We start from the raw sequence: 18,438 nt of genomic DNA on the forward strand, positions 1-18,438 counted from the left end.
TTAATTGCGAATTTGGGCGATTTTTATCCTGTGGGCGCCCAGCAAACAGGAAATCGGCACCGTATCGAAGGTTCAATCGTTCATATCTGAAATAACTGACAGGATTTGAGCGATTTTTAGAAAAAAGGAGGGCTCATGCCCAAACGTACCGACATCAAGCGGATTCTCGTCATCGGGTCCGGCCCGATCGTCATCGGCCAGGCCTGCGAGTTCGATTATTCTGGCGCTCAGGCCTGCAAAGTGCTCAAGGAGGACGGCTACGAGGTCGTTCTGGTCAACTCAAATCCGGCTACGATCATGACGGACCCGGGGCTTGCGGACCGCACCTATGTTGAGCCCGTGACCCCAGAGTTCATCGAGAAGGTGATCGCCCGAGAGCGTCCCGACGCCCTGCTTCCCACGCTCGGTGGGCAGACGGGCCTCAATGCCGCTGTGGAGCTGGCCAAGAACGGCACGCTCGATGCATATGGCGTCGAGATGATCGGGTGCGACCTTGCCGCCATCGAGCGGGGCGAGGACCGCAAGCTCTTCAATGAGGCCATGGCCGAGATCGGTCTGGAGGTTGCCCGCAGCGGTTACGCTTATTCCATCGATGATGCGCTCGCTATCGTGGCGCGCGTGGGCTACCCCTGCGTGCTGCGCCCGAGCTTTACCCTGGGCGGCGCGGGTGGCGGTATCGCGCACGATGAGCAGGAGCTGCGCGAGATCGTGCGCCAGGGCCTCGAGCTCTCTCCTGCCGGCGAGGTGCTCGTGGAGGAATCCATCGAGGGCTGGAAAGAGTACGAGATGGAGGTCATGCGCGACCGCGCTGGCAACGGCATCATCGTGTGCTCCATCGAGAACCTCGACCCCATGGGCGTGCACACGGGCGATTCCATCACCGTGGCGCCGGCGCAGACCCTTTCCGACCTGGAGTACCAGCGTATGCGCGTGGCCTCGCTGGCCATCCTGGAGAAGGTGGGCGTGGAGACGGGCGGATCCAATGTGCAGTTTGCCGTGAATCCCAAGAACGGCCGCCTCATCGTGATCGAAATGAACCCGCGCGTGAGCCGAAGCTCGGCGCTTGCGTCCAAGGCCACCGGATTCCCCATCGCCAAAGCAGCGGCTCGCCTTGCGGTGGGCTACACCCTCGACGAGATCGTAAACGACATCACCAAGGCCACGCCGGCGTGCTTCGAGCCCAGCATCGATTACTGTGTGGTCAAGGTGCCGCGCTTCGCATTCGAGAAGTTCAAGGGCACCGACACTACCCTCACAACGCGCATGAAGGCGGTGGGAGAGATTATGGCCATCGGCCGCACGTTCGAGGAGGCGTTCGGCAAGGCCATGCGCTCGCTCGAAGACGGGCACGCCGGGCTGAGCGCGGGCGGCGACAACCTTGCTGCCGTGCCGGATGACGAGCTTGGGGGCCGCGTGGCATCGCCCACCGAGGACCGCATCTTCGCGCTCGCCGAGGCGCTCCGTCGCGGATGGAGCCATGAGCGCGTGCACGAGCTCACCGGCATCGATTCGTGGTTCATCTCGCGCATCGCCGACATGATCGCCGTGCAGGAGAGCGTCCGGGGCCTGCGCGTGGAGGACATCGATGCCGACGCCATGCGTCTGCTCAAACAATACGGTGCGAGCGATGCCGAGATCGCGCAGCTCACCGGGAGCGACGAGCGCTTCGTTCGGGCCTATCGCAAGGGGCTCGGCGTTGTTCCCTGCATGAAGACCGTCGATACGTGCGCCGCGGAGTTTGCGAGCGCAACGGAGTATCACTACAAGACCTACGAGGGCCTCATGCGGGTATCGCCCGACGCGAGCCGTGGCGTTGCGGCAGACGAGGTGACCCGAGCGCGCAAGCCCAAGGTGATGATTCTGGGCGCGGGGCCCAACCGTATTGGCCAGGGCATCGAGTTCGATTACTGCTGCGTGCACGCGAGCTACGCGCTGGCGAGCCGCGGCTTCGAGACCATCATGGTGAACTGCAACCCCGAAACCGTCTCCACCGACTACGACACGTCCGACCGGCTGTACTTCGAGCCGCTTACCTACGAGGACGTCATGGATATCGTCGATGTGGAGCGCCCCGACGGCGTGGTGGTGACGCTCGGCGGCCAGACCCCGCTCAAGCTGGCCCGCGCGCTCGCCGATGCTGGCGTGAAGATTATGGGCACGCAACCCGATGCCATCGACCTTGCCGAGGACCGCGAGCGATTTAGCGCCCTGTTGGACCGCATGCGCATCATGTATCCGCCGGCGGGCGAGGCGCGGAGCTTCGAGGAGGCGGAGCAAGTTGCGGCGCGGATCGGGTTCCCGCTGCTCGTGCGCCCGAGCTACGTGCTGGGTGGCCGCGGCATGATGATCGCCTACGACGCGGAGCACCTTCGGGAGTACATGGCCGAGGCCGCGCGCGTCTCGCCTGACTACCCCGTCTACCTCGACCGGTTCCTCGAGGGCGCTATGGAATGCGACGTGGACGCGCTCTGCGACGGGGACGAGGTCTATATCGGCGGCATCTTGGAGCATATCGAGGAGGCCGGTATCCATTCGGGCGATTCCGCCACGTGCATTCCGCCCTTCAGCTTCTCCGACGCGCTCGTGGCGAAGCTGCGCGACACCACGGCGCGCATTGCCATGGCGCTTGGCGTGCGCGGCCTAGTGAACGTGCAATATGCCATCCAGGGTGAGCAGGTCTATGTGATCGAGGCAAACCCGCGCGCGAGCCGAACGGTGCCGTTCATCTCGAAGGCCACGGGTGTTCCGCTCGCCAAGTGCGCGGCGTGCATCATGGCGGGGGAGAAGATCGCCGACCTGCACCTGCCTGCCGACGACCGGCGGCTCGACTGGTTCTGCATGAAGGAAGCGGTGATGCCGTGGGGCCGCTTCCCGGGCGCCGACGTGGTGCTCGGCCCGGAGATGAAGTCGACGGGCGAGGTGATGGGCATCGCGAAGAGCTATCCCGAAGCATATGCCAAGACACAGCTTGCGATCAGCTACGAGCTTCCCACGCCGGAGAGCGGCAAGGTGTTCATCTCGGTGAATGATCGCGACAAGCGCAACATCCTCTCGCTCGCGCGCATCCTGCGGTACCTGGGGTTCGAGATTTGCTCAACCGAGGGCACGGCCCGCGTGCTGGTTGGCGGCAACGTGAAGTGCGAGGTGGTGCGCAAGTTCAGCGAGGCGCACCCCAACATTGGGGACATGGTGGCGAATGGAGAGATCGCCCTCATGATCAACACGCCGTTCGGGCAGGAGTCTCGTGGCGACGGGTACCAGCTGCGCACCGAGGCCGTGCGTCGCGGGGTCACGTGCATCACGGCCTTGAGCGCGGCGAACGCCTTCGTGGCAGCGGTCGAAGCCGTTGAGGACGCTCGCCTCGATCGCGGCGAGGACATGGGGGTCATCGCCCTGCAGGACCTCCCCCAGTACGAGGTGTAGGGCGCTTCTGCCTCGATGCGTCCGGGCCTGCGGATTCTGGAAGATTGCGATGCCGGCGGCGGCCGGGGTACCCCACCCCGCTGCCGCCGGGGGCACCCCGGCGATTTCGCCCCGCTGCCGCCGGCCGGCGTTTCTCGGCAGCCCCGCCCCGTTGCCGCCGGGGGCACCCTGCTCCCCTGGCGAGGGTGCCCCGTTCATGGCGATACGATGTTAATTGACCTAAGTTAGTAACAATTTACGCATAATCTAAGTAAGCGAGCGGATCAAGAAGACGGGGCAGGTACAATCCCGTTTCGTTCCTCAATCTGCGGATGCGATGCCGGCGGCGCGAATGCGGCACCGGTGGCATGAAGACGAAGCCTAAGACGCGAACGCGGCACGGGCGACGCAAGGGCGATGCCGGTGCCGCGACTGCAATGCCGGCGACACGAATGCGATGGTGGCGATTCCCAATGGACGAGAACAGCAGGGCGATACATGACGACGTGCGCCAGCGGGCGGTCGAACTGCTCGAAGCCGATGTGGGCCGCCGCCACCTCGCGCGCGAGCTTGGGGTGAGCGATGCGACGGCCCGGCAATGGGCCCGCGCGTTTGCCGTGGGCGGTGCGGAGGCCGTGCTCAACGCTGGGAGCCACCGCAAGGTGTACGACTACGAGACCAAGCTCGCCGCCGTGAAGGAGCACGTGGAGCGCGGCAAGTCGGTCCGCGATGTGATGGTTAAGTATCAGATTCCCAGCGAATCTTCGCTCAAGGCGTGGTGCCGAGCGTACCGACGCGACGGCGCGCATGCGCTCGTCAACAAACGTCGAGGTCGCAAGCCCAGGTCTTCGGCAGAATCCTCGTCGTAGGAGCATTTCCCGCGGCGCAGCGCGCGTGCTATCATGGTCCGCGGTCAAGCATTCAAGGCTGCCCGCGGGCAGCAGAAGGGAGCAGCATGCTCAACGCTATTGAGATCGCGCCGAAGGTTTGGTGGGTCGGCGGGCTCGACTGGAACGAGCGCCAGTTCCACGGCTACACCACCGAACGCGGCATTACCTACAACGCCTATCTCATCATGGACGAGAAGGTAACGCTCATCGATACCGCTAAGGCGACCTTCACCGACGAGTTCGTTCAGCGCATCAGCCAAGTGGTCGATCCGGCGAAGATCGATGTCGTGATCACCAACCACGTGGAGATGGACCACTCCGGCAGCCTGCCCAAGATCCACGAGTTCGCGCCGAGCGCGACCATCTACGCCAGCGCTCCGGCCGGCGTGAACGAGATCCGCGCGCACTACGGCATCGAGGTCGAGGGCGTGAAGACCGGCGACTCGCTGAGCATTGGCGAGCGCACGCTCCACTTCGTGCAGACGCCCATGGTCCATTGGCCCGACAACATGGTCACTTGGTGCCCCGAGGACGGCATCCTCTTCTCGAACGACGCCTTCGGCCGGCATTTCGCCACGAGCAAGCGCTTCGACGACGAGAACGACCTTGCCGAGGTCATGAAGCAGGCCAAGAAGTACTACGCCAACATCGTGTGGCCGTACGGTGCCCAGGTGCAGAAGGCCATGGGCGCGCTCGCGGGCCTCGACATCAAGATGATCGCTCCCTCGCACGGCGTGATTTGGCGCAGCAACATCCCCGCCATCCTGGAGAAGTACCAGGCTTGGAGCACCTACCAGACCGAAGACAAGGCCGTGGTGGTGTTCGACTCCATGTGGCACTCCACCGAGCTTATGGCGCGCGAGATCTGCGACGCCTTCATCAAGGAGGGCGTGACGGCCCAGCTCATCGACCTCAAGCACACGCACATCTCGGACATCATGCTCTATATGTGCGACGCGCGCTACGTGGCGGTTGGCTCGCCCACCCTCAACTCCAACATGATGCCCACGGTGGCGAGCTTCCTCACCTACATGCGCGGCCTTTCGCCCAACAACAGCCAGCGCATCGGTATCGCGTTCGGCAGCTATGGCTGGGCGCCGCTGGGCCCCAAGCAGGTCGAGCAGGCCATGCAGGACGCCAAGTTCGAGATGCCCGTGCCCGTGATCACCCAGCAGTGGATTCCTGGCGAGGAGAAGCTCACCGAGATCCAGGATACGGTGAAGAAGATCATCGAGGACACCCGCTCGTAGTTATCGAGGACACCCGCGCGTAGCGGTTGCAAAAGTCTGACGATCGGCCCCGGTTGCGTAAGTGCGCAGCCGGGGCTTTTTGGTGGGGCGGGCTTGGGCGGAGGAGAGACGGGGCCGGGTGCTGGCAAGGCAGCGCCTTTTTTGGTGAGCCGCAGCCGGACGGTGAGGCGGTGCCCGGTGGCGGGGGAGTGTTCCGCCAAGGCTGGCTGGCGGCGGGGAGGCTGGGTCTGCGTGGCGAGGAGGCGGCAGCCCCGGCCCGGATTGGGCGCGCCGTTGCGCAACGCATTGCCGTTCACCGCCGAATTCCTACCGCACGGGGGGTCAAGTTAGCTACAATATGTAAACGTTTGGTGTGTTGAGGAGGCACACGAATAAAACCCGTCTTATCGGATCCATGGATTGAGGAGGAGACACATGAGTCTCATCGCGGCGCTTGTCGCCGTACCGCTCATCGCGGCGGTACTGCTCATGCTGTTCCGGAGCGAATCCCAGCGCAACGTCATTACGATTGCGGCGGCAGCGATAACGGGTGTTACCGCTGTGGCGTTCGCGGTGCAGTACCTGTTCGTCGGCCACGTATCCTTCGCGTTGCCCCAGGAGACGAGCTACATCGCTACCTGGGTATTCACGGCGATCGACATCGTGCTCTGCGCGGTCATCTTGTGGCATGCCGTGCGCTACAAGAACCGGCTCGCCCTCGTTCTCGGTCTCGTTCAGACCGTCGGCGTGATCGCGTTTGCAAACATGACGCTCTCCGAGGGCGCCGGCCACATGCTCCCCGAGCCGCTCTACAGCGATCAGCTCTCGGTGATTATGGTACTCATCGTGGGCCTTGTGGGCAGCGCCATCTGCGTCTACGCGCTCGGCTACATGCACGACTTCCAGCATCATGAGCCCGCCGGCGCGCCCGACCGCCGCCACTTCTTCAGCGCGCTCATGTTCATCTTCCTCTCCGCGATGTTCGTCATCGTGCTCTCCGACAACCTCGAGTGGCTCTTCACCGGCTGGGAGATCACGACGGTCTGCTCGTTCCTCATGATCGGGTACACCCGCACGGACGAGGCCATCAAGAACTCCTTCCGCCAGATCAACCTCAACATGATCGGCGGCCTGGCCTTCCTCGCGGCCCTCATCATGCTCCACTTCGGCGGTATCGAGCTCTCGCTCGCCGCGTTCATCGAGACAGCGAGCACCACCCAGGCCGCCGTGCTCATCTTCCCGATCCTGCTGCTTTCGGTTGCGGGCCTCACGAAGGCCGCGCAGATGCCGTTCCACAGCTGGCTTCTCGGCGCCATGGTGGCCCCGACGCCCACGAGCGCCCTGCTCCACTCCTCCACGATGGTCAAGGCCGGCGTCTTTCTGCTGGTTAAGCTCGCGCCCGTTTACATGGTCTTCCCTGCGGCCTCCATCATGGTCGTTACCGTGGGCGGCGTGACCTTCGTGCTCTGCAGCTTCATGGCCATCAGCCAGAGCAACGCCAAGCGCGTGCTCGCGTACTCCACGATTGCGAACCTCGGCCTCATCGCCGCCTGCGCTGGCGTGGGCATCGCCGAGGCCGCTTGGGCCGCGGTCTTCCTCATCATCTTCCATACGGTGTCCAAGTCGATCCTGTTCCTGTGCGTGGGCACGGTTGAGCACCGCATCGGCAGCCGTAACATCGAGGACATGGACGGCCTCTTCAGCCGCCTGCCGCGCCTCACCCGCTTCATGATGCTCGGCATCCTGGGTATGTTCGTGGCGCCGTTCGGCATGCTCATCTCCAAGTGGGCCACGCTCGTCTCGTTCGCCGAGACCGGCAACGTGGTCTTCCTCATCCTGCTCGCCTTCGGTTCTGCCGCTACCTTCTTCTTCTGGGCCAAGTGGCTCGGCAAGCTTGCGGGCGTGGCCCAGAAGGCCGAGAACGTCGAGGCGGGCGTGCATCGCTCGGAGTGGTTCGCCATCGGCTCCATCGCCGTGCTCATGCTCGCGTGCTGCCTTGGCCTGCCGGCCATCTCCCTCGGCGTGGTCTCCCCGTACCTCGAGGCTACGTTCGGTAGCAACCCGCAGTTCCTCGGCGTGGACAACATGCTCATCATGGCGGTCATCGTAGCGTTCATCGCCATCGTCTTCCTCACCCCGTGGGGCCGCGCGAGCAAGAAGCGCCGTGTTGAGGTCTATCTGGGCGGCACCTGCACCGATCCGGACAGCCGCCGCTTCCACGGATCCATGGGCCGCACCATGACGTCCACCAAGCGCAACTGGTACATGCAGGACATCTTCCCCGAGCATGCCCTCACCAACGTGGGCGTGATCGTGTGCCTGGGCATCATCCTCATGGCCTTTGCCGCCTGCTTCATCTTCAACACCGACGTGCTCACCGGCGGTACGTTCTATGTTGAACGCCTGCCGCGCCTCGTGGGCCCCGGGCTTCCCGGCCTGCTGCTCGGCGTTGTGGTCTTCGCCGTCTGCGCGCCTGTTATCGGCTGCCTGCTCGACGGGCTCGACCGCAAGGTGAGCGCGCACATGCAGGGGCGCGTGGGCCCCAAGCTGCTGCAGCCTTACTACGACGTGCGCAAGCTCCTCGCCAAGGAGCAGGCGAGCGTCAACGCGGTGGACGAGGCGTACATCACCTGCGCCATCATCTTCTGCCTGCTCGCGGGCGGCATGTTCATCTCTGGTTCCAACCTGCTCATGTGCGTGTTCCTGGTTACCCTGGCCACGCTCTTCGTGATCATCGCGTCGTACTCCGCGCGGAGCCCCTTCGCCGATACCGGCGCGGACCGCGAGTGCCTGCAGGTGATGAGCTACGAGCCCATGCTCCTCATCATGACCGTCGGCTTCTTCGGTGCGACGCAGTCGTTCGATACCGCGTCGCTCCTTACGCTCGAGCAGCCGATGATCATCTCGCTCATCCCGATCTTCCTGGGCTTGCTCTTCATCCTCACCATCAAGCTGCGCAAGAGCCCGTTCGACTACTCCTATAGCCACCATGCGCACCAGGAGCTCGTCAAGGGCATCACGACCGAGATGGAGGGCCGCACCCTCGCCAAGGTCGAGATCATGCACTGGTGCGAGACGGTGCTCTTCCTCATGTGGGTGGGCATGTTCTTCATCTGGGATAACCCCATCTCTTTTGTGGTTGCGTTGGCGGTCGTGGCCCTCACCTGGTTCTTCGAGGTGTTCATCGACAACAACAGCGCGCGCACCAAGTGGCAGTTCGGCCTCAAGTACGCGTGGCTCGTGGCGCTCGTTGCGGGCGTCGTCAACCTGTTCTACATGCTTATCACCCCGTTCATCTAAGGAGAGCATATGGGTTACGCATCCAAATCGCCGTGGCTCATCCATTACGACGGATCGAGCTGCAACGGCTGCGACATCGAGGTGCTCGACTCGCTCATGCCGCTCTATGACCTCGAGCGCTTTGGCATCATCAACACGGGCAACCCCAAGCATGCGGACATCTTCCTCGTGACGGGCTCGGTGAACCACCAGAACATCAACGTGGTGAAGCACATCTACGAGCAGATGATGGAGCCGAAGGTTGTCGTGGCGTGCGGTATCTGCGCGTGCACGGGCGGCGTGTTCCGCGATTGCTACAACATCATCGGCGGCGTGGACAAGGCCATTCCGGTGGACGTGTACGCGCCCGGTTGCGCGGTGCGCCCCGAGACCATCATCGACGCCGTGCTCAAGGCCGTTGAGATTTTGGACGAGAAGGCGAAGCGCTTGGCGGCGGGCGAGGACCCGGCGACGATCGGCAAGCCGATGCCCGAAACGCCGAACGCCCCGGTTGACGAGCGCCATGCTGCTGCTGAGGCTACGGCGAAGGCCGGAGAAGCTAAGACCGAGCAGCCCGCGGCTGCGACCAAGCAGACGAACGAGTAGGAGGCGCGGATGTACACCACCGAGTATGTAACCATCCCGCTGGGCGAGCTGCTCACGCGCGTGCAGACCTTCAAATACGAGGGGCTTCGCTTCGTGCAGATGGCAGCCGAGACCACCGCACAGGGTATGGACCTCTTCTACACCTTCTATGACGAGGTGAACGATAAGGCCATCACGCTCGACATCTACGATATCGACGAGACGAGCGAGGTGCCCTCTATCCAGAACATGTACTTCACGGCGTTCAGCTACGAGAACGAGACGCACGACCTGTTCGGCGTGAAGTTCGTGAACATGAAGCTCGACTTTGGCGGGCACTTCTTCAATGTGGCGGTTGATTCGCCCATGACCGTCATCACGCCCGAGCAGAAGGCCGAGCGCGAGAAGGCGGCCAAGGTCGCTGCCGCTAAGGCAGCCAAGGCGCGCAAGGCAGCAGAGGAGAAGTCTGCGGCCGAGGCCGATGCCGCCGCCGCGGCCAAGATTGCTGCTGTGGAGGCCGGCAAGAGCGCTGCCAGCGTTGGCGACGTTGCCGACCCGGCCGCAGCTGCTGCTCCCGCGAGCGCCGCTGCCGCGGATGCGGGCGATGCGGGTGCCGATGCCCCCGCCGCCAGCGCCCCTTCGGCCGACGACCGCGCCGCCAAGATGGAGGCAAAGCTTGCGGCCATGGATCCCGAGAAGGCAGCCAAGGTGCGTGCCGCCCTTGCGGCCCGCGCTGCAAAGGAGGCGAAGTAGCGTGGCAACCCGTTCTGTCATCCCCTTCGGTCCGCAGCATCCGGTGCTGCCGGAGCCGGTGCACCTAGACCTTGTCGTTGAGGACGAGCGCGTGGTGGAGGCCATCCCGCAGATTGGCTTCGTGCACCGCGGCTTGGAGAAGCTCGTGCAGAAGCGCGACTTCAACCAGTTCGTGTACGTTGCCGAGCGCGTTTGCGGCATCTGCAGCTTCGGCCATGGTTACGGCTATGCGTCGGCAACCGAGAAGCTCATGGGCATCGAGATTCCGCGCCGCGCTGAGTACCTCCGCGTGATTCTGGAGGAGCTCTCCCGCTGCCACTCGCACCTGCTGTGGCTGGGCCTTCTGGCCGACGCGTTCGGATTCGAAGCGCTCTTCAACCACTGCTGGCGCCTGCGCGAGACCGTACTCGACATCTTCCAGCGTACGTGCGGCGCGCGCATCATCCTTTCCATCACGATCGTGGGCGGCATGGCGCACGACATCAGCGACGAAGACCTCAAGTGGGTCTGCGAGCAGCTTGAGGGCCTCAAGCGCGAGTATCGCGAGATCGTGGACACTATGTTCAACGATGTGACCGTGCGCGAGCGCCTGTGCGGCGTGGGCTACATCAGCTTCGAGGACGCGCTCGAGCTCTCGATGGTCGGTCCGTTTGCCAAGGGCTCGGGCATCGAGCACGACATGCGTACCACCGGGTACGGCGCATACGGCGACCTGGAGCACTTCGAGCCCATCATCTCGACCGAGTGCGACTGCTATGCTCGCTGCAAGGTTCGCTGCGAGGAGGTCTTCCAGTCCATCGACATCATCGAGGAGCTCGTGAAGAAGATCCCGCACGACGGCATTGGCGGCAAGCCGAAGGCGAAGGTGGTCCCCGAGGGCCAGTCGCTCGTCATGATCGAGCAGCCGCGCGGCGAGGCGTTCTACTACGTGCGCGGCAACGGCACCAAGAACCTCGACCGCTTCCGCATGCGCACTCCAACTTCCCAGAACCTGGGCGGTCTTGTGCGCGCGCTGCAGGGCGTGGACCTGGCCGACGTGCCTATGATTATCCTGACCATCGACCCGTGCATCAGCTGCACAGAGAGGTAGCGCAATGGGAACCTTCAAGCTGGGCAAGATGACGCTGCGCTCGCTGTTCCATAAGCCGGCGACGGTGCGCTATCCGTACGAGAAACGCGATCTTGAGACGCTCTTCCCGCATATGCGCGGCCATGTGGTGAACGATATCGACACCTGCATCCTGTGCGGCATGTGCCAGCGCGCGTGCCCGGTCGACGCGATTGTCGTGGACCGCAAGGGCGGTGACTGGACCATCGATCCGTATCGCTGCGTGCAGTGCGCGAGCTGCGTGCGCGAATGCCCCAAGGATTGCCTCTCGATGGGCATCTTGCCAACGGAGCCCACGACGGAGCTCACAACGGTGACGATGCACAAGGATATGCCCGCCAAGCCGGCTGCGAAAGCCGGTGCGAAGGGCGCCGCTGGTAAGGCTGCCGGCGCTGGGGCCGCGAAGCCCAAGCGCGAGCTGACGCCCGAGCAGCAGGCGCGCGTCGAGGCCGCCCGCAAGGCTGCGGCGGCCAAGAAGGCCGCGAAGGCTGCCGAGGGCGAGGGCGCCAAGGCGGCTGGGAGCGGAGATGCCGCCAAGGCGGCTGAGGGCGCCCCTGCGGCAGATGCTGCGCCCGCCGACGACCATGTCGCTAAGATGGAGGCCAAGCTCGCGGCCATGGACCCCGAGAAGGCTGCTAAGGTGCGTGCCGCCCTTGCCGCCCGCGAGGCCAAAAAGGCAGCGGAGTAACTTCACGCAGATATAGGCGCGGGTTTTTCCTGTGCAGGCGCCCCGGTGTGCGAGCCTCAGCGGCTCAGCATGCCGGGGCGCTTTCGTGAAACGCAGACACCCGGTGTCTACGTTTCACTGCTTGTTAGGGGGCGAGCAGGCGCTTGGCGATGGAAAGGTCGCTTTCGACCTCAGGGTACTCGTCGCCGCGATGTTGGCGCGTTTCGTCGCCCTTGGCGAGGAGCAGCACGACGGCATCGCTGGTGCCAGCGCGCGCCACATCGAGGGCGTGCGCGACGGCTTCCTCGCGGTCGCAGATGACCTCATGTTCAACACCGGCCGGGGTGTGGTCGGAGAGCTCTGCACAGATATCCGCGACGCGCTCGTGTGCTGGATCCTCTTCCGTATAGATGATGAGGTCCGCATATTTGCCCGCAACGCGCGGCAGCGCCTCGCGCCGTTCCTGGGCCTTGCCGCCCGGCGCGCCAAAGAGCGCGATGATGCGCCTGCCTGGATATTCGCGCTTGACCGACGAGAACAGCGTCTCGAACGAAAGCTCGTTATGGGCATAGTCGACGATGGCGATAACATGCTGGTCGGGCGTCGCCACGATTTCCATGCGGCCGGGCACGCGTACGTGAGCAAGACCGCGCGAGATGGCGTCGTAGCCCACCCCGAGCAGGCGCGCGCACGCGATGGCAGCGAGTGCGTTGTCTACGTTAAAGAGGCCCGCCATGCCGAGCGCGATGGCGTGCGTTTGAGGGTGCGCGGGATCGAGGCGGTCGACAACCTCGAAGGTGAGTTCTAGGCCAGTAGACTGTGCGTTCAAGGCGGCAAAGGTGGCGTCGTCGGTACCTTGTGCGCTGGTTGTAACGAGGCGCCGCGCCTTTTTGGCAGCCGAAAGCACGCGAGCGGCGTGCTCGGCGTCGATGTTTACCACGGCGGTCTCGCACTGGTCGAAAATGCGCAGCTTGCTGGCGAAATAGTCCTCAAAGGTGGGGTGCTCGACGCCCGAGATATGGTCGCGCCCGATGTTGAGAAAGACGCCAAGGGAAAGCGGCACGCCGAGTACGCGGTCGTACTTCAGCCCTTGGCTCGAGACCTCCATGACCATGTGGCGGCGGCCGGATTTCACGGAGTTCCACAGATGCCGCCAAAGTTCGGGGGCCTCGGGCGTGGTGTTGTGGCTCTCGTAGTGCTCGATGCCGTCGTCGGTTTCGATGGAACCAAGTACCGATGGGGTTTCGCCGGCAGCAAGCAGGATAGAGCGAAGCATATATGCGACGGTCGATTTGCCCTTGGTTCCCGTGATGCCTACGATGTCGAGCGCTTGCTCGGGATGCTGGTAGACGACGGGTGCAACGAGGGCCATCGCCCGGCGAACGTCGGACGCGACGATATGCGGCGCTCCGGGGGCCACCAGTTCGAGCTGGTCAAGGAGCGCGGCGTCGTTGGGGCACAGGTAGGCGCAGGCGCCGCGTTCGATCGCGCTAGCGAGAAAAGCGGGGCGAAACGCTGCGCCCTTACACACGAAGAGGTTTCCGGGTTGAACTTCCCGAGAGTCGACCGTCATGCCGCGCACGGCCGCCTGTTCAGTGGTGCCACTCGCAGCGAGTCGCGCATCGACGCCGCCCGCCGCGGTGCGACCTTCCACAAGCTGCGCATCGACGCCGCCTGCCCTGATTGCTACGATAAGGTCGTCGAGGGAGATGGATGCGAGCTCTGTGCGAGCCGGGTGCGAATCGGTATGTGATGCGGCCATGGGTGCCTCCTCTGGCAACGAGCTTACCGCAGCATTACGCAAGCAAAACAGGGAAATCAAACCATCTCATTATACTTAAGGCTTTCTCGCATGCGCGCGGGCGTGCCATCGGCGTGCAACGGCGCGCGGGACTGCGCTCGGGTGTGGGTGGGCGCTCGTTTGGCGTTCATGCGCGTAGGTGCGACCGCGCGCTCAGCGCGCAGCGGCGTGCGGGCGTTCAACGGCGTGCAGGCGTGCGCCGGGCGGGCGCGCGCCCGCGTTTCGGTGCAGGCGTGCGCCGGACGCTCGGCACGGGGCGCGCTTGGCGCGCATGCGTGGGCGAAAGGATGACATGGCAGCAACGGCGCTGAACAACCCATCTGAAAGCACGTCCCGCTTTCAGGGCCTTGTGCTTCGAGGTGCGCGCAACGTGCGCGACCTGGGAGGGCACCCCTTCGTGGCTGAGGGCGGGCAAGCCGGGACCACGGCGCACGGGGCATTCCTGCGGGGAGACGCACTCGGCGGCCTGCGCACCCAGGACTTCGCGCGGCTCGACCGGTACGGCTTGCGCCGGGTTATCGACGTTCGCAGCTCATTCGAGGTGCGCCATTGGCCAGATCCGTACGCCCCAGGCAGGCGCGGCGCGCGGCAAAACGTCGAGTATATCCACATCCCCATGCTCGATCAGCTCAATTCGAGCGGGCTGCGCGGCCAGGTTCCGCGACGCATGCCGGACGTGTATCTCCAACTGCTCGATAACGATGCGGAGAGCTTCCGTCTTGTGATGGAGGCGCTGGATGGTCCGGGCTGCGCGCTGTTCCATTGCCGTGCGGGCAAGGACCGGACGGGCGTGATTGCGATGCTGCTGCTTGGCATCGCTGGGGTAGACGATGCCCAGATCGTCGCGGACTACGCTGCGACGGGGGAGTACATGTCGTTTTCCATGCATGCGCAGCGTGTATTCGTTGCGGTGGTGTTGAGGCGCCGCGTGCCGCGTAGCCTCTTCGTGGCGCAGCCGGCAGAGATGGAGCGCACGCTCAGCCATCTTCACGAGTGCTACGGTACGGCACGCGCCTACCTGCAGGACTACGCTGGGTGCGAGCCGGCGCTTCTCGATCGCCTGGTCGCCCGCCTGCGGGGTAGCGACGAGGCTCTAGCTGCAGCGCGGTAGCGGACAGGTGGCGGACAATAGCGGGCGGACGGCCGGGCGATAGCGGAGGAATGGCAATCGGCGGCGCCGGTGGGCCTGCCGCACGCTACGTTTTATGATTGCAAGTTTTGGGCACTTCAGCAGGCGGGTGCTGAGTAGGCAAATAATCGGAAAGCCTTCTACCTGCGCTTTTGCCCTATGCCGTCCGTTTATATCTGACGGCGCAGGGCTGGAGTGCCCAAAACTTGAAAGTTATTTGATTTTCGTCGTGCCCGGCGCGAGGTTAGGGTTGGTTTCGTTCGCCGCGCCCTGGAGCGTCTTGGTAAAGACGCTGTCCCCGTGGTCGAAGAGCTTCAAGTACTGCATCTTCGCAAGGTCTTCGCGCGCCTTGCTGGCGGCAGCAAGCGCATCGGAAAGGGAGCCTCCGTCGCCGCTCGTGTCGGTGCCCGTGAGATACCATGAGCCGCTGCTATCCTGGTAGCCGATGATATTGATCGCGGGCATGCTCTCGCGCAGCGAGAGCTGCGCCTTCTGGTAGTCGCTCAGCGGGGCGCCGATGAGGTTCATGACCTCGGCTCCGAGGAAGTTGGTCGAGATATCCTCGGTGCTACTCGTCTGCTCGCGGCCCGCGACGTCGTAGTTCGCCCAGATTACATAGCTCGTGTGATACAGGCGCTCGCTGTGCGTCGCCTCATCTTCGTTCTGGTACCACGCATCGTTGAAGTCCGAGGGGAAGAACGGCTGGTGGTCGCCGAAGAACACCACGACAACCGGGCGGTCGAGATTCTGCAGCTTGCCGATGAATTCCTCGAGCGCTTGATCGGACTGCTCGATGAGCGCGAGATACTCGTTGACCTCGGGATCATAGGTGCCGTCGATGAGGTAGTTCGTCTGGATGTTGCTTGGCAGAAGCCCGGTGTCGTAGCCGGAGTGGTTCTGCATCGTCACGTCGAAGATGAACTGCGGGCTATCGTCGGTCTGCAGCATCTCGATGATCTTGTCGTAGGTGGCGGCGTCGGTCACCATGCCGCGCAGGGTGTCGGCGTCCTGGAAATCCTCGATAGCAAGGAACTGGTCGAACCCGAAGTCGCTGTAGACGTTCTCGCGGTTCCAGTTGGTGGCGTGGTTGGGGTGCATGGCCGTGGTCTTGTAGCCAAGGTCGCTGAACTGCTGCGCCAGGTTCTCGGCGTGCGTGAGGTTGTAGATCGTGTACGGATAGACGCCCTGCCCAAGGTATGCCATGGAGTTGCCCGTGAGGAACTCGAACTCGGTGTTGCAGGTGCCGCCGCCATACGCCGAGACGTACAGGTCGCCGCGCTGCACGGCGTCATCGATGCTCTTGAAGTACGTGGGTCCCTCGTAGCCTGCGTGGAGGTTCTGGTATACGGAGAGGTCGGAGAACGTCTCGTTCATGATTACGACTACCGCGGGCTTCTCCTCGCTGAACTGCTGCGAGGCGGCAGTGCGCTCGGCGCTCGATCCCTCGCCGGCATCGTACTCTGCGGCGTACTCGTCGATGAGGTCTTGAGCAAGCTCGGCGGTGTAGCCGTCGGGCTTGCGGGGCTGGATGGTCTGCGCGCTCGAAACGAACGATGGGATGAAGCCCTGGCGGTAGTAGCTCTCGAGTGGGCGCCAGGTATACACCTGAATGCGCAGGACATTGTAATAGTCGATAAGGGTTACGTGCCCGATTACGCCACCGAGGCACAGCACGCCAATGAGCAGGTTGAGCAGGAACTTCTTGCGCGACCGATGCTCGCGGTCCGGGCGAAGCACCGCGGCGTAGCTCGAGACGATCATGGCGAGCGCAAGGAAGACGATGCCGTATAGGCAGTACGACGAGAGCTCGAACACGTAGCCGGCGCCAACGGCCGCGGCGGTCGCGATGGCGGTGAGGTCGCCGGGTTGGATGGGCTGCGACTTGAAGAGGATGACGAAGTACTCAGCGATGCCGATCGCGAAAAACACGAAGGAGGCGATGGCGGGTGCGGCGCCGCGCCGCTGGAACAGGTAGAACACGCCTGCGACGACAGCCGTGACGAGCGCGACCTCGAGCAGCAGGCAGAGGGGGTACATCCAGAAGATGTCATGGTTGCTGGGAATCTCGAGCGCGAGGGTGGAGAAGATGCCCGCAACGACCATGGCGAGCACCGTGGCGATTTGCGGGTGCGCCCAGCGCCCCTCGGGGGAGAGGAACGCGACGACCTGCCTACCCAGGCGCGGCCGAGCCACCGAGAGGTACACGCACCCGGTGAGCACGATGTTCATGATGATCGGGGCGATCGGCTCGTTTTGCACGAGCCCCAGGGCGCCCCAAATGGCGATGAAGACCTGGATGGCGAAAAACGCGATCGCCCAAGCGATGCTGCTGCGCTGGAGGGGCATGCGCTCACTCGAAGCGGCTTTTGCTTGCTTGAACTCGCGTACTCCAAGCACGATGCTCGCGATGGCGGCGATGCACGTTATGATGGCGACGAGCATGAATGGCTCCTTTTGGTGGCGGGCGAGACTTTATAAAAAGCTAACGCGCCCTTCATCGAATCTTTGCGGCAACAAGTGTCCATAGTACCCCGCGATTGTCGAGATTCTATCGACAAACAGGGGCTTTGCAATAATTAAGCTGTTTCTTAAGCGGTGCGTCGCCGCAGCAGCGCGATGCATGTGCCGTGCTGGCCGCCTCGCGTTGGACGGAGGCGCTCGACCGGGTGCGGCTGCGGCGCCACGGCGGTGCACGGTTGCAGCCACGGCTCCACAGCAGTGCGCGGGTGCGGACGAGCGGTTGCGGCCATGCCGCCACGGCAGTGCGCGGGTGCGGCCACGCCGACGGCATCACGCGACAAGCGAGGGGATGGAGCGTTATGGAGAAGCGAGCAGAAAACCAGGGCGCTTTCAAGCGCGGGGGAGAGCCGAGCGAAGGAGGCGCGCGGCCAGCGGAGGCGCGCGCGTGGAAGCGCGATGTGCTTGAGGTCATCGAGGCGCGCTCCTCCACGAGAAAGTTCGCACGGGACCCGTTGACAGACGAGCAGCGCTCCGCGGTCTTGCATGCGGCTACGCGCGCGCCGTCTGCGGGCGCGATGATGATGTATTCGATCATCGATATCCGCAACCAGGAAACGCTGGATCAGCTGGCGGTGCTCTGCGACGACCAGCCGTTCATAGCAACGGCGCCTTGGGCGCTCGTCTTTGTGGTCGACTATGCAAAATGGATCGACCTGTTTGAGCGTGCGGGGTGTTTTGAGCCATCGTTTGTAGAGCAAACGGGAAAGAGCCCGCGGCGTGCTCCCGGCATGGGGGAGTTCGCCATCGCTGCGCAGGATGCGGTCGTCGCAGCCCAAACAGCGGTCATCGCTGCCGAGGCGGTGGGGCTGGGGAGCTGCTACATAGGAGATGTGGTGGAAAACGCCGAGGCGGTGGGCCGCTTGCTGGACCTGCCTCCCTATACCCTTCCCCTGTCGATGCTCGTATTGGGCGTTCCGGCAAAGGAGCGCCCCGCGACACCGCACCCCGTTGAGAACATCGTCATGGCCGAGCGCTACCGCCGAGCCGATGCCGCGACCATGGATAAGCAGGTCGCCGAGATGGATGCGATGTTTCGCCCCCATGCGCGGGAGGCGGGGGAGCGCGTCCGCGACAT

The 18,438-nt window shown here is 63.9% G+C and carries 12 protein-coding genes; 10 read left to right on the forward strand and 2 right to left on the reverse strand.

Translation table 11 applies throughout. The annotated features are described in order from the left end of the window. The first annotated feature begins 135 nt into the window (after positions 1 to 135). The 8 genes from carB to HGEM_RS00540 all read left to right on the forward strand — a co-directional run bounded on the left by carB (position 136) and on the right by HGEM_RS00540 (position 11,934). Positions 136 to 3,423 carry a carbamoyl-phosphate synthase large subunit gene (gene carB / locus HGEM_RS00505; RefSeq protein WP_019127437.1) on the forward strand — a complete coding sequence of 1,096 codons (3,288 nt, stop codon included), beginning with the start codon at positions 136 to 138 and terminating at the stop codon, positions 3,421 to 3,423. A 452-nt stretch (positions 3,424 to 3,875) separates the two neighbouring features. Next, on the forward strand, positions 3,876 to 4,271 hold the full coding sequence (locus HGEM_RS00510; RefSeq protein WP_019127438.1) for a helix-turn-helix domain-containing protein: 396 nt from the start codon (positions 3,876 to 3,878) through the stop codon (positions 4,269 to 4,271). An 86-nt stretch (positions 4,272 to 4,357) separates the two neighbouring features. Continuing rightward, positions 4,358 to 5,542: an FprA family A-type flavoprotein gene (locus HGEM_RS00515; protein ID WP_019127439.1), complete on the forward strand. Its 1,185-nt coding sequence runs from the start codon at positions 4,358 to 4,360 to the stop codon at positions 5,540 to 5,542. A gap of 414 nt (positions 5,543 to 5,956) precedes the next feature. Next, a complete protein-coding gene (locus HGEM_RS00520) occupies positions 5,957 to 8,821 on the forward strand; it encodes a proton-conducting transporter transmembrane domain-containing protein (protein WP_019127440.1) in 2,865 nt (954 codons plus the stop codon). A 9-nt stretch (positions 8,822 to 8,830) separates the two neighbouring features. After that, the gene (locus tag HGEM_RS00525) at positions 8,831 to 9,406 is read left to right on the forward strand and encodes an NADH-quinone oxidoreductase subunit B family protein (RefSeq protein WP_019127441.1); all 576 of its coding nucleotides are present in this window, start codon (positions 8,831 to 8,833) and stop codon (positions 9,404 to 9,406) included. A gap of 9 nt (positions 9,407 to 9,415) precedes the next feature. Beyond that, positions 9,416 to 10,138 carry an NADH-quinone oxidoreductase subunit C gene (locus HGEM_RS00530; RefSeq protein ID WP_019127442.1) on the forward strand — a complete coding sequence of 241 codons (723 nt, stop codon included), beginning with the start codon at positions 9,416 to 9,418 and terminating at the stop codon, positions 10,136 to 10,138. Position 10,139: 1 nt separating this feature from the next. Further along, positions 10,140 to 11,228, forward strand: a complete 1,089-nt coding sequence (locus HGEM_RS00535) for a hydrogenase large subunit (RefSeq protein WP_019127443.1) — start codon at positions 10,140 to 10,142, stop codon at positions 11,226 to 11,228. A 4-nt stretch (positions 11,229 to 11,232) separates the two neighbouring features. Beyond that, positions 11,233 to 11,934, forward strand: coding sequence for a 4Fe-4S binding protein (locus HGEM_RS00540; RefSeq protein WP_019127444.1), 702 nt, complete (start codon positions 11,233 to 11,235; stop codon positions 11,932 to 11,934). A gap of 124 nt (positions 11,935 to 12,058) precedes the next feature. Here HGEM_RS00540 and HGEM_RS00545 read toward each other — a convergent pair whose 3' ends face one another. Continuing rightward, complete coding sequence (locus tag HGEM_RS00545) at positions 12,059 to 13,675, reverse strand: Mur ligase family protein (protein WP_019127445.1); 1,617 nt, start codon at positions 13,673 to 13,675, stop codon at positions 12,059 to 12,061. Between the two features lie 331 nt (positions 13,676 to 14,006). Between HGEM_RS00545 and HGEM_RS00555 the strand changes: the two genes are divergently transcribed. Further along, positions 14,007 to 14,825 (forward strand): tyrosine-protein phosphatase, encoded by an 819-nt coding sequence (locus HGEM_RS00555; protein ID WP_019127447.1) that lies wholly within the window; start codon positions 14,007 to 14,009, stop codon positions 14,823 to 14,825. 231 nt (positions 14,826 to 15,056) lie between these two features. Here the strand turns inward: HGEM_RS00555 and HGEM_RS00560 are convergent, their stop codons facing one another. After that, positions 15,057 to 17,285, reverse strand: a complete 2,229-nt coding sequence (locus HGEM_RS00560; protein WP_019127448.1) for an LTA synthase family protein — start codon at positions 17,283 to 17,285, stop codon at positions 15,057 to 15,059. Positions 17,286 to 17,662: 377 nt separating this feature from the next. On the opposite strand from HGEM_RS00560, the gene HGEM_RS00565 reads away from it, so the two are divergent. After that, positions 17,663 to 18,438 (forward strand): nitroreductase family protein (locus tag HGEM_RS00565; RefSeq protein ID WP_019127449.1); only part of this gene is annotated, 776 nt, incomplete at its 3' end.

It is taken from the genome of Enorma massiliensis phI (assembly GCF_000311845.1).
GTDB classification, from domain to species: Bacteria; Actinomycetota; Coriobacteriia; order Coriobacteriales; family Coriobacteriaceae; genus Enorma; species Enorma massiliensis.

What these genes read in the sequence shown, in the direction of transcription:
- carB (WP_019127437.1), top strand. Translation starts at nt 136, where the DNA reads ATGCCCAAACGTACCGACATCAAGCGGATTCTCGTCATCGGGTCCGGC.
- HGEM_RS00510 (WP_019127438.1), top strand. Translation starts at nt 3,876, where the DNA reads ATGGACGAGAACAGCAGGGCGATACATGACGACGTGCGCCAGCGGGCG.
- HGEM_RS00515 (WP_019127439.1), top strand. Translation starts at nt 4,358, where the DNA reads ATGCTCAACGCTATTGAGATCGCGCCGAAGGTTTGGTGGGTCGGCGGG.
- HGEM_RS00520 (WP_019127440.1), top strand. Translation starts at nt 5,957, where the DNA reads ATGAGTCTCATCGCGGCGCTTGTCGCCGTACCGCTCATCGCGGCGGTA.
- HGEM_RS00525 (WP_019127441.1), top strand. Translation starts at nt 8,831, where the DNA reads ATGGGTTACGCATCCAAATCGCCGTGGCTCATCCATTACGACGGATCG.
- HGEM_RS00530 (WP_019127442.1), top strand. Translation starts at nt 9,416, where the DNA reads ATGTACACCACCGAGTATGTAACCATCCCGCTGGGCGAGCTGCTCACG.
- HGEM_RS00540 (WP_019127444.1), top strand. Translation starts at nt 11,233, where the DNA reads ATGGGAACCTTCAAGCTGGGCAAGATGACGCTGCGCTCGCTGTTCCAT.
- HGEM_RS00545 (WP_019127445.1), bottom strand. Translation starts at nt 13,675, where the DNA reads ATGGCCGCATCACATACCGATTCGCACCCGGCTCGCACAGAGCTCGCA.
- HGEM_RS00555 (WP_019127447.1), top strand. Translation starts at nt 14,007, where the DNA reads ATGGCAGCAACGGCGCTGAACAACCCATCTGAAAGCACGTCCCGCTTT.
- HGEM_RS00560 (WP_019127448.1), bottom strand. Translation starts at nt 17,285, where the DNA reads ATGCTCGTCGCCATCATAACGTGCATCGCCGCCATCGCGAGCATCGTG.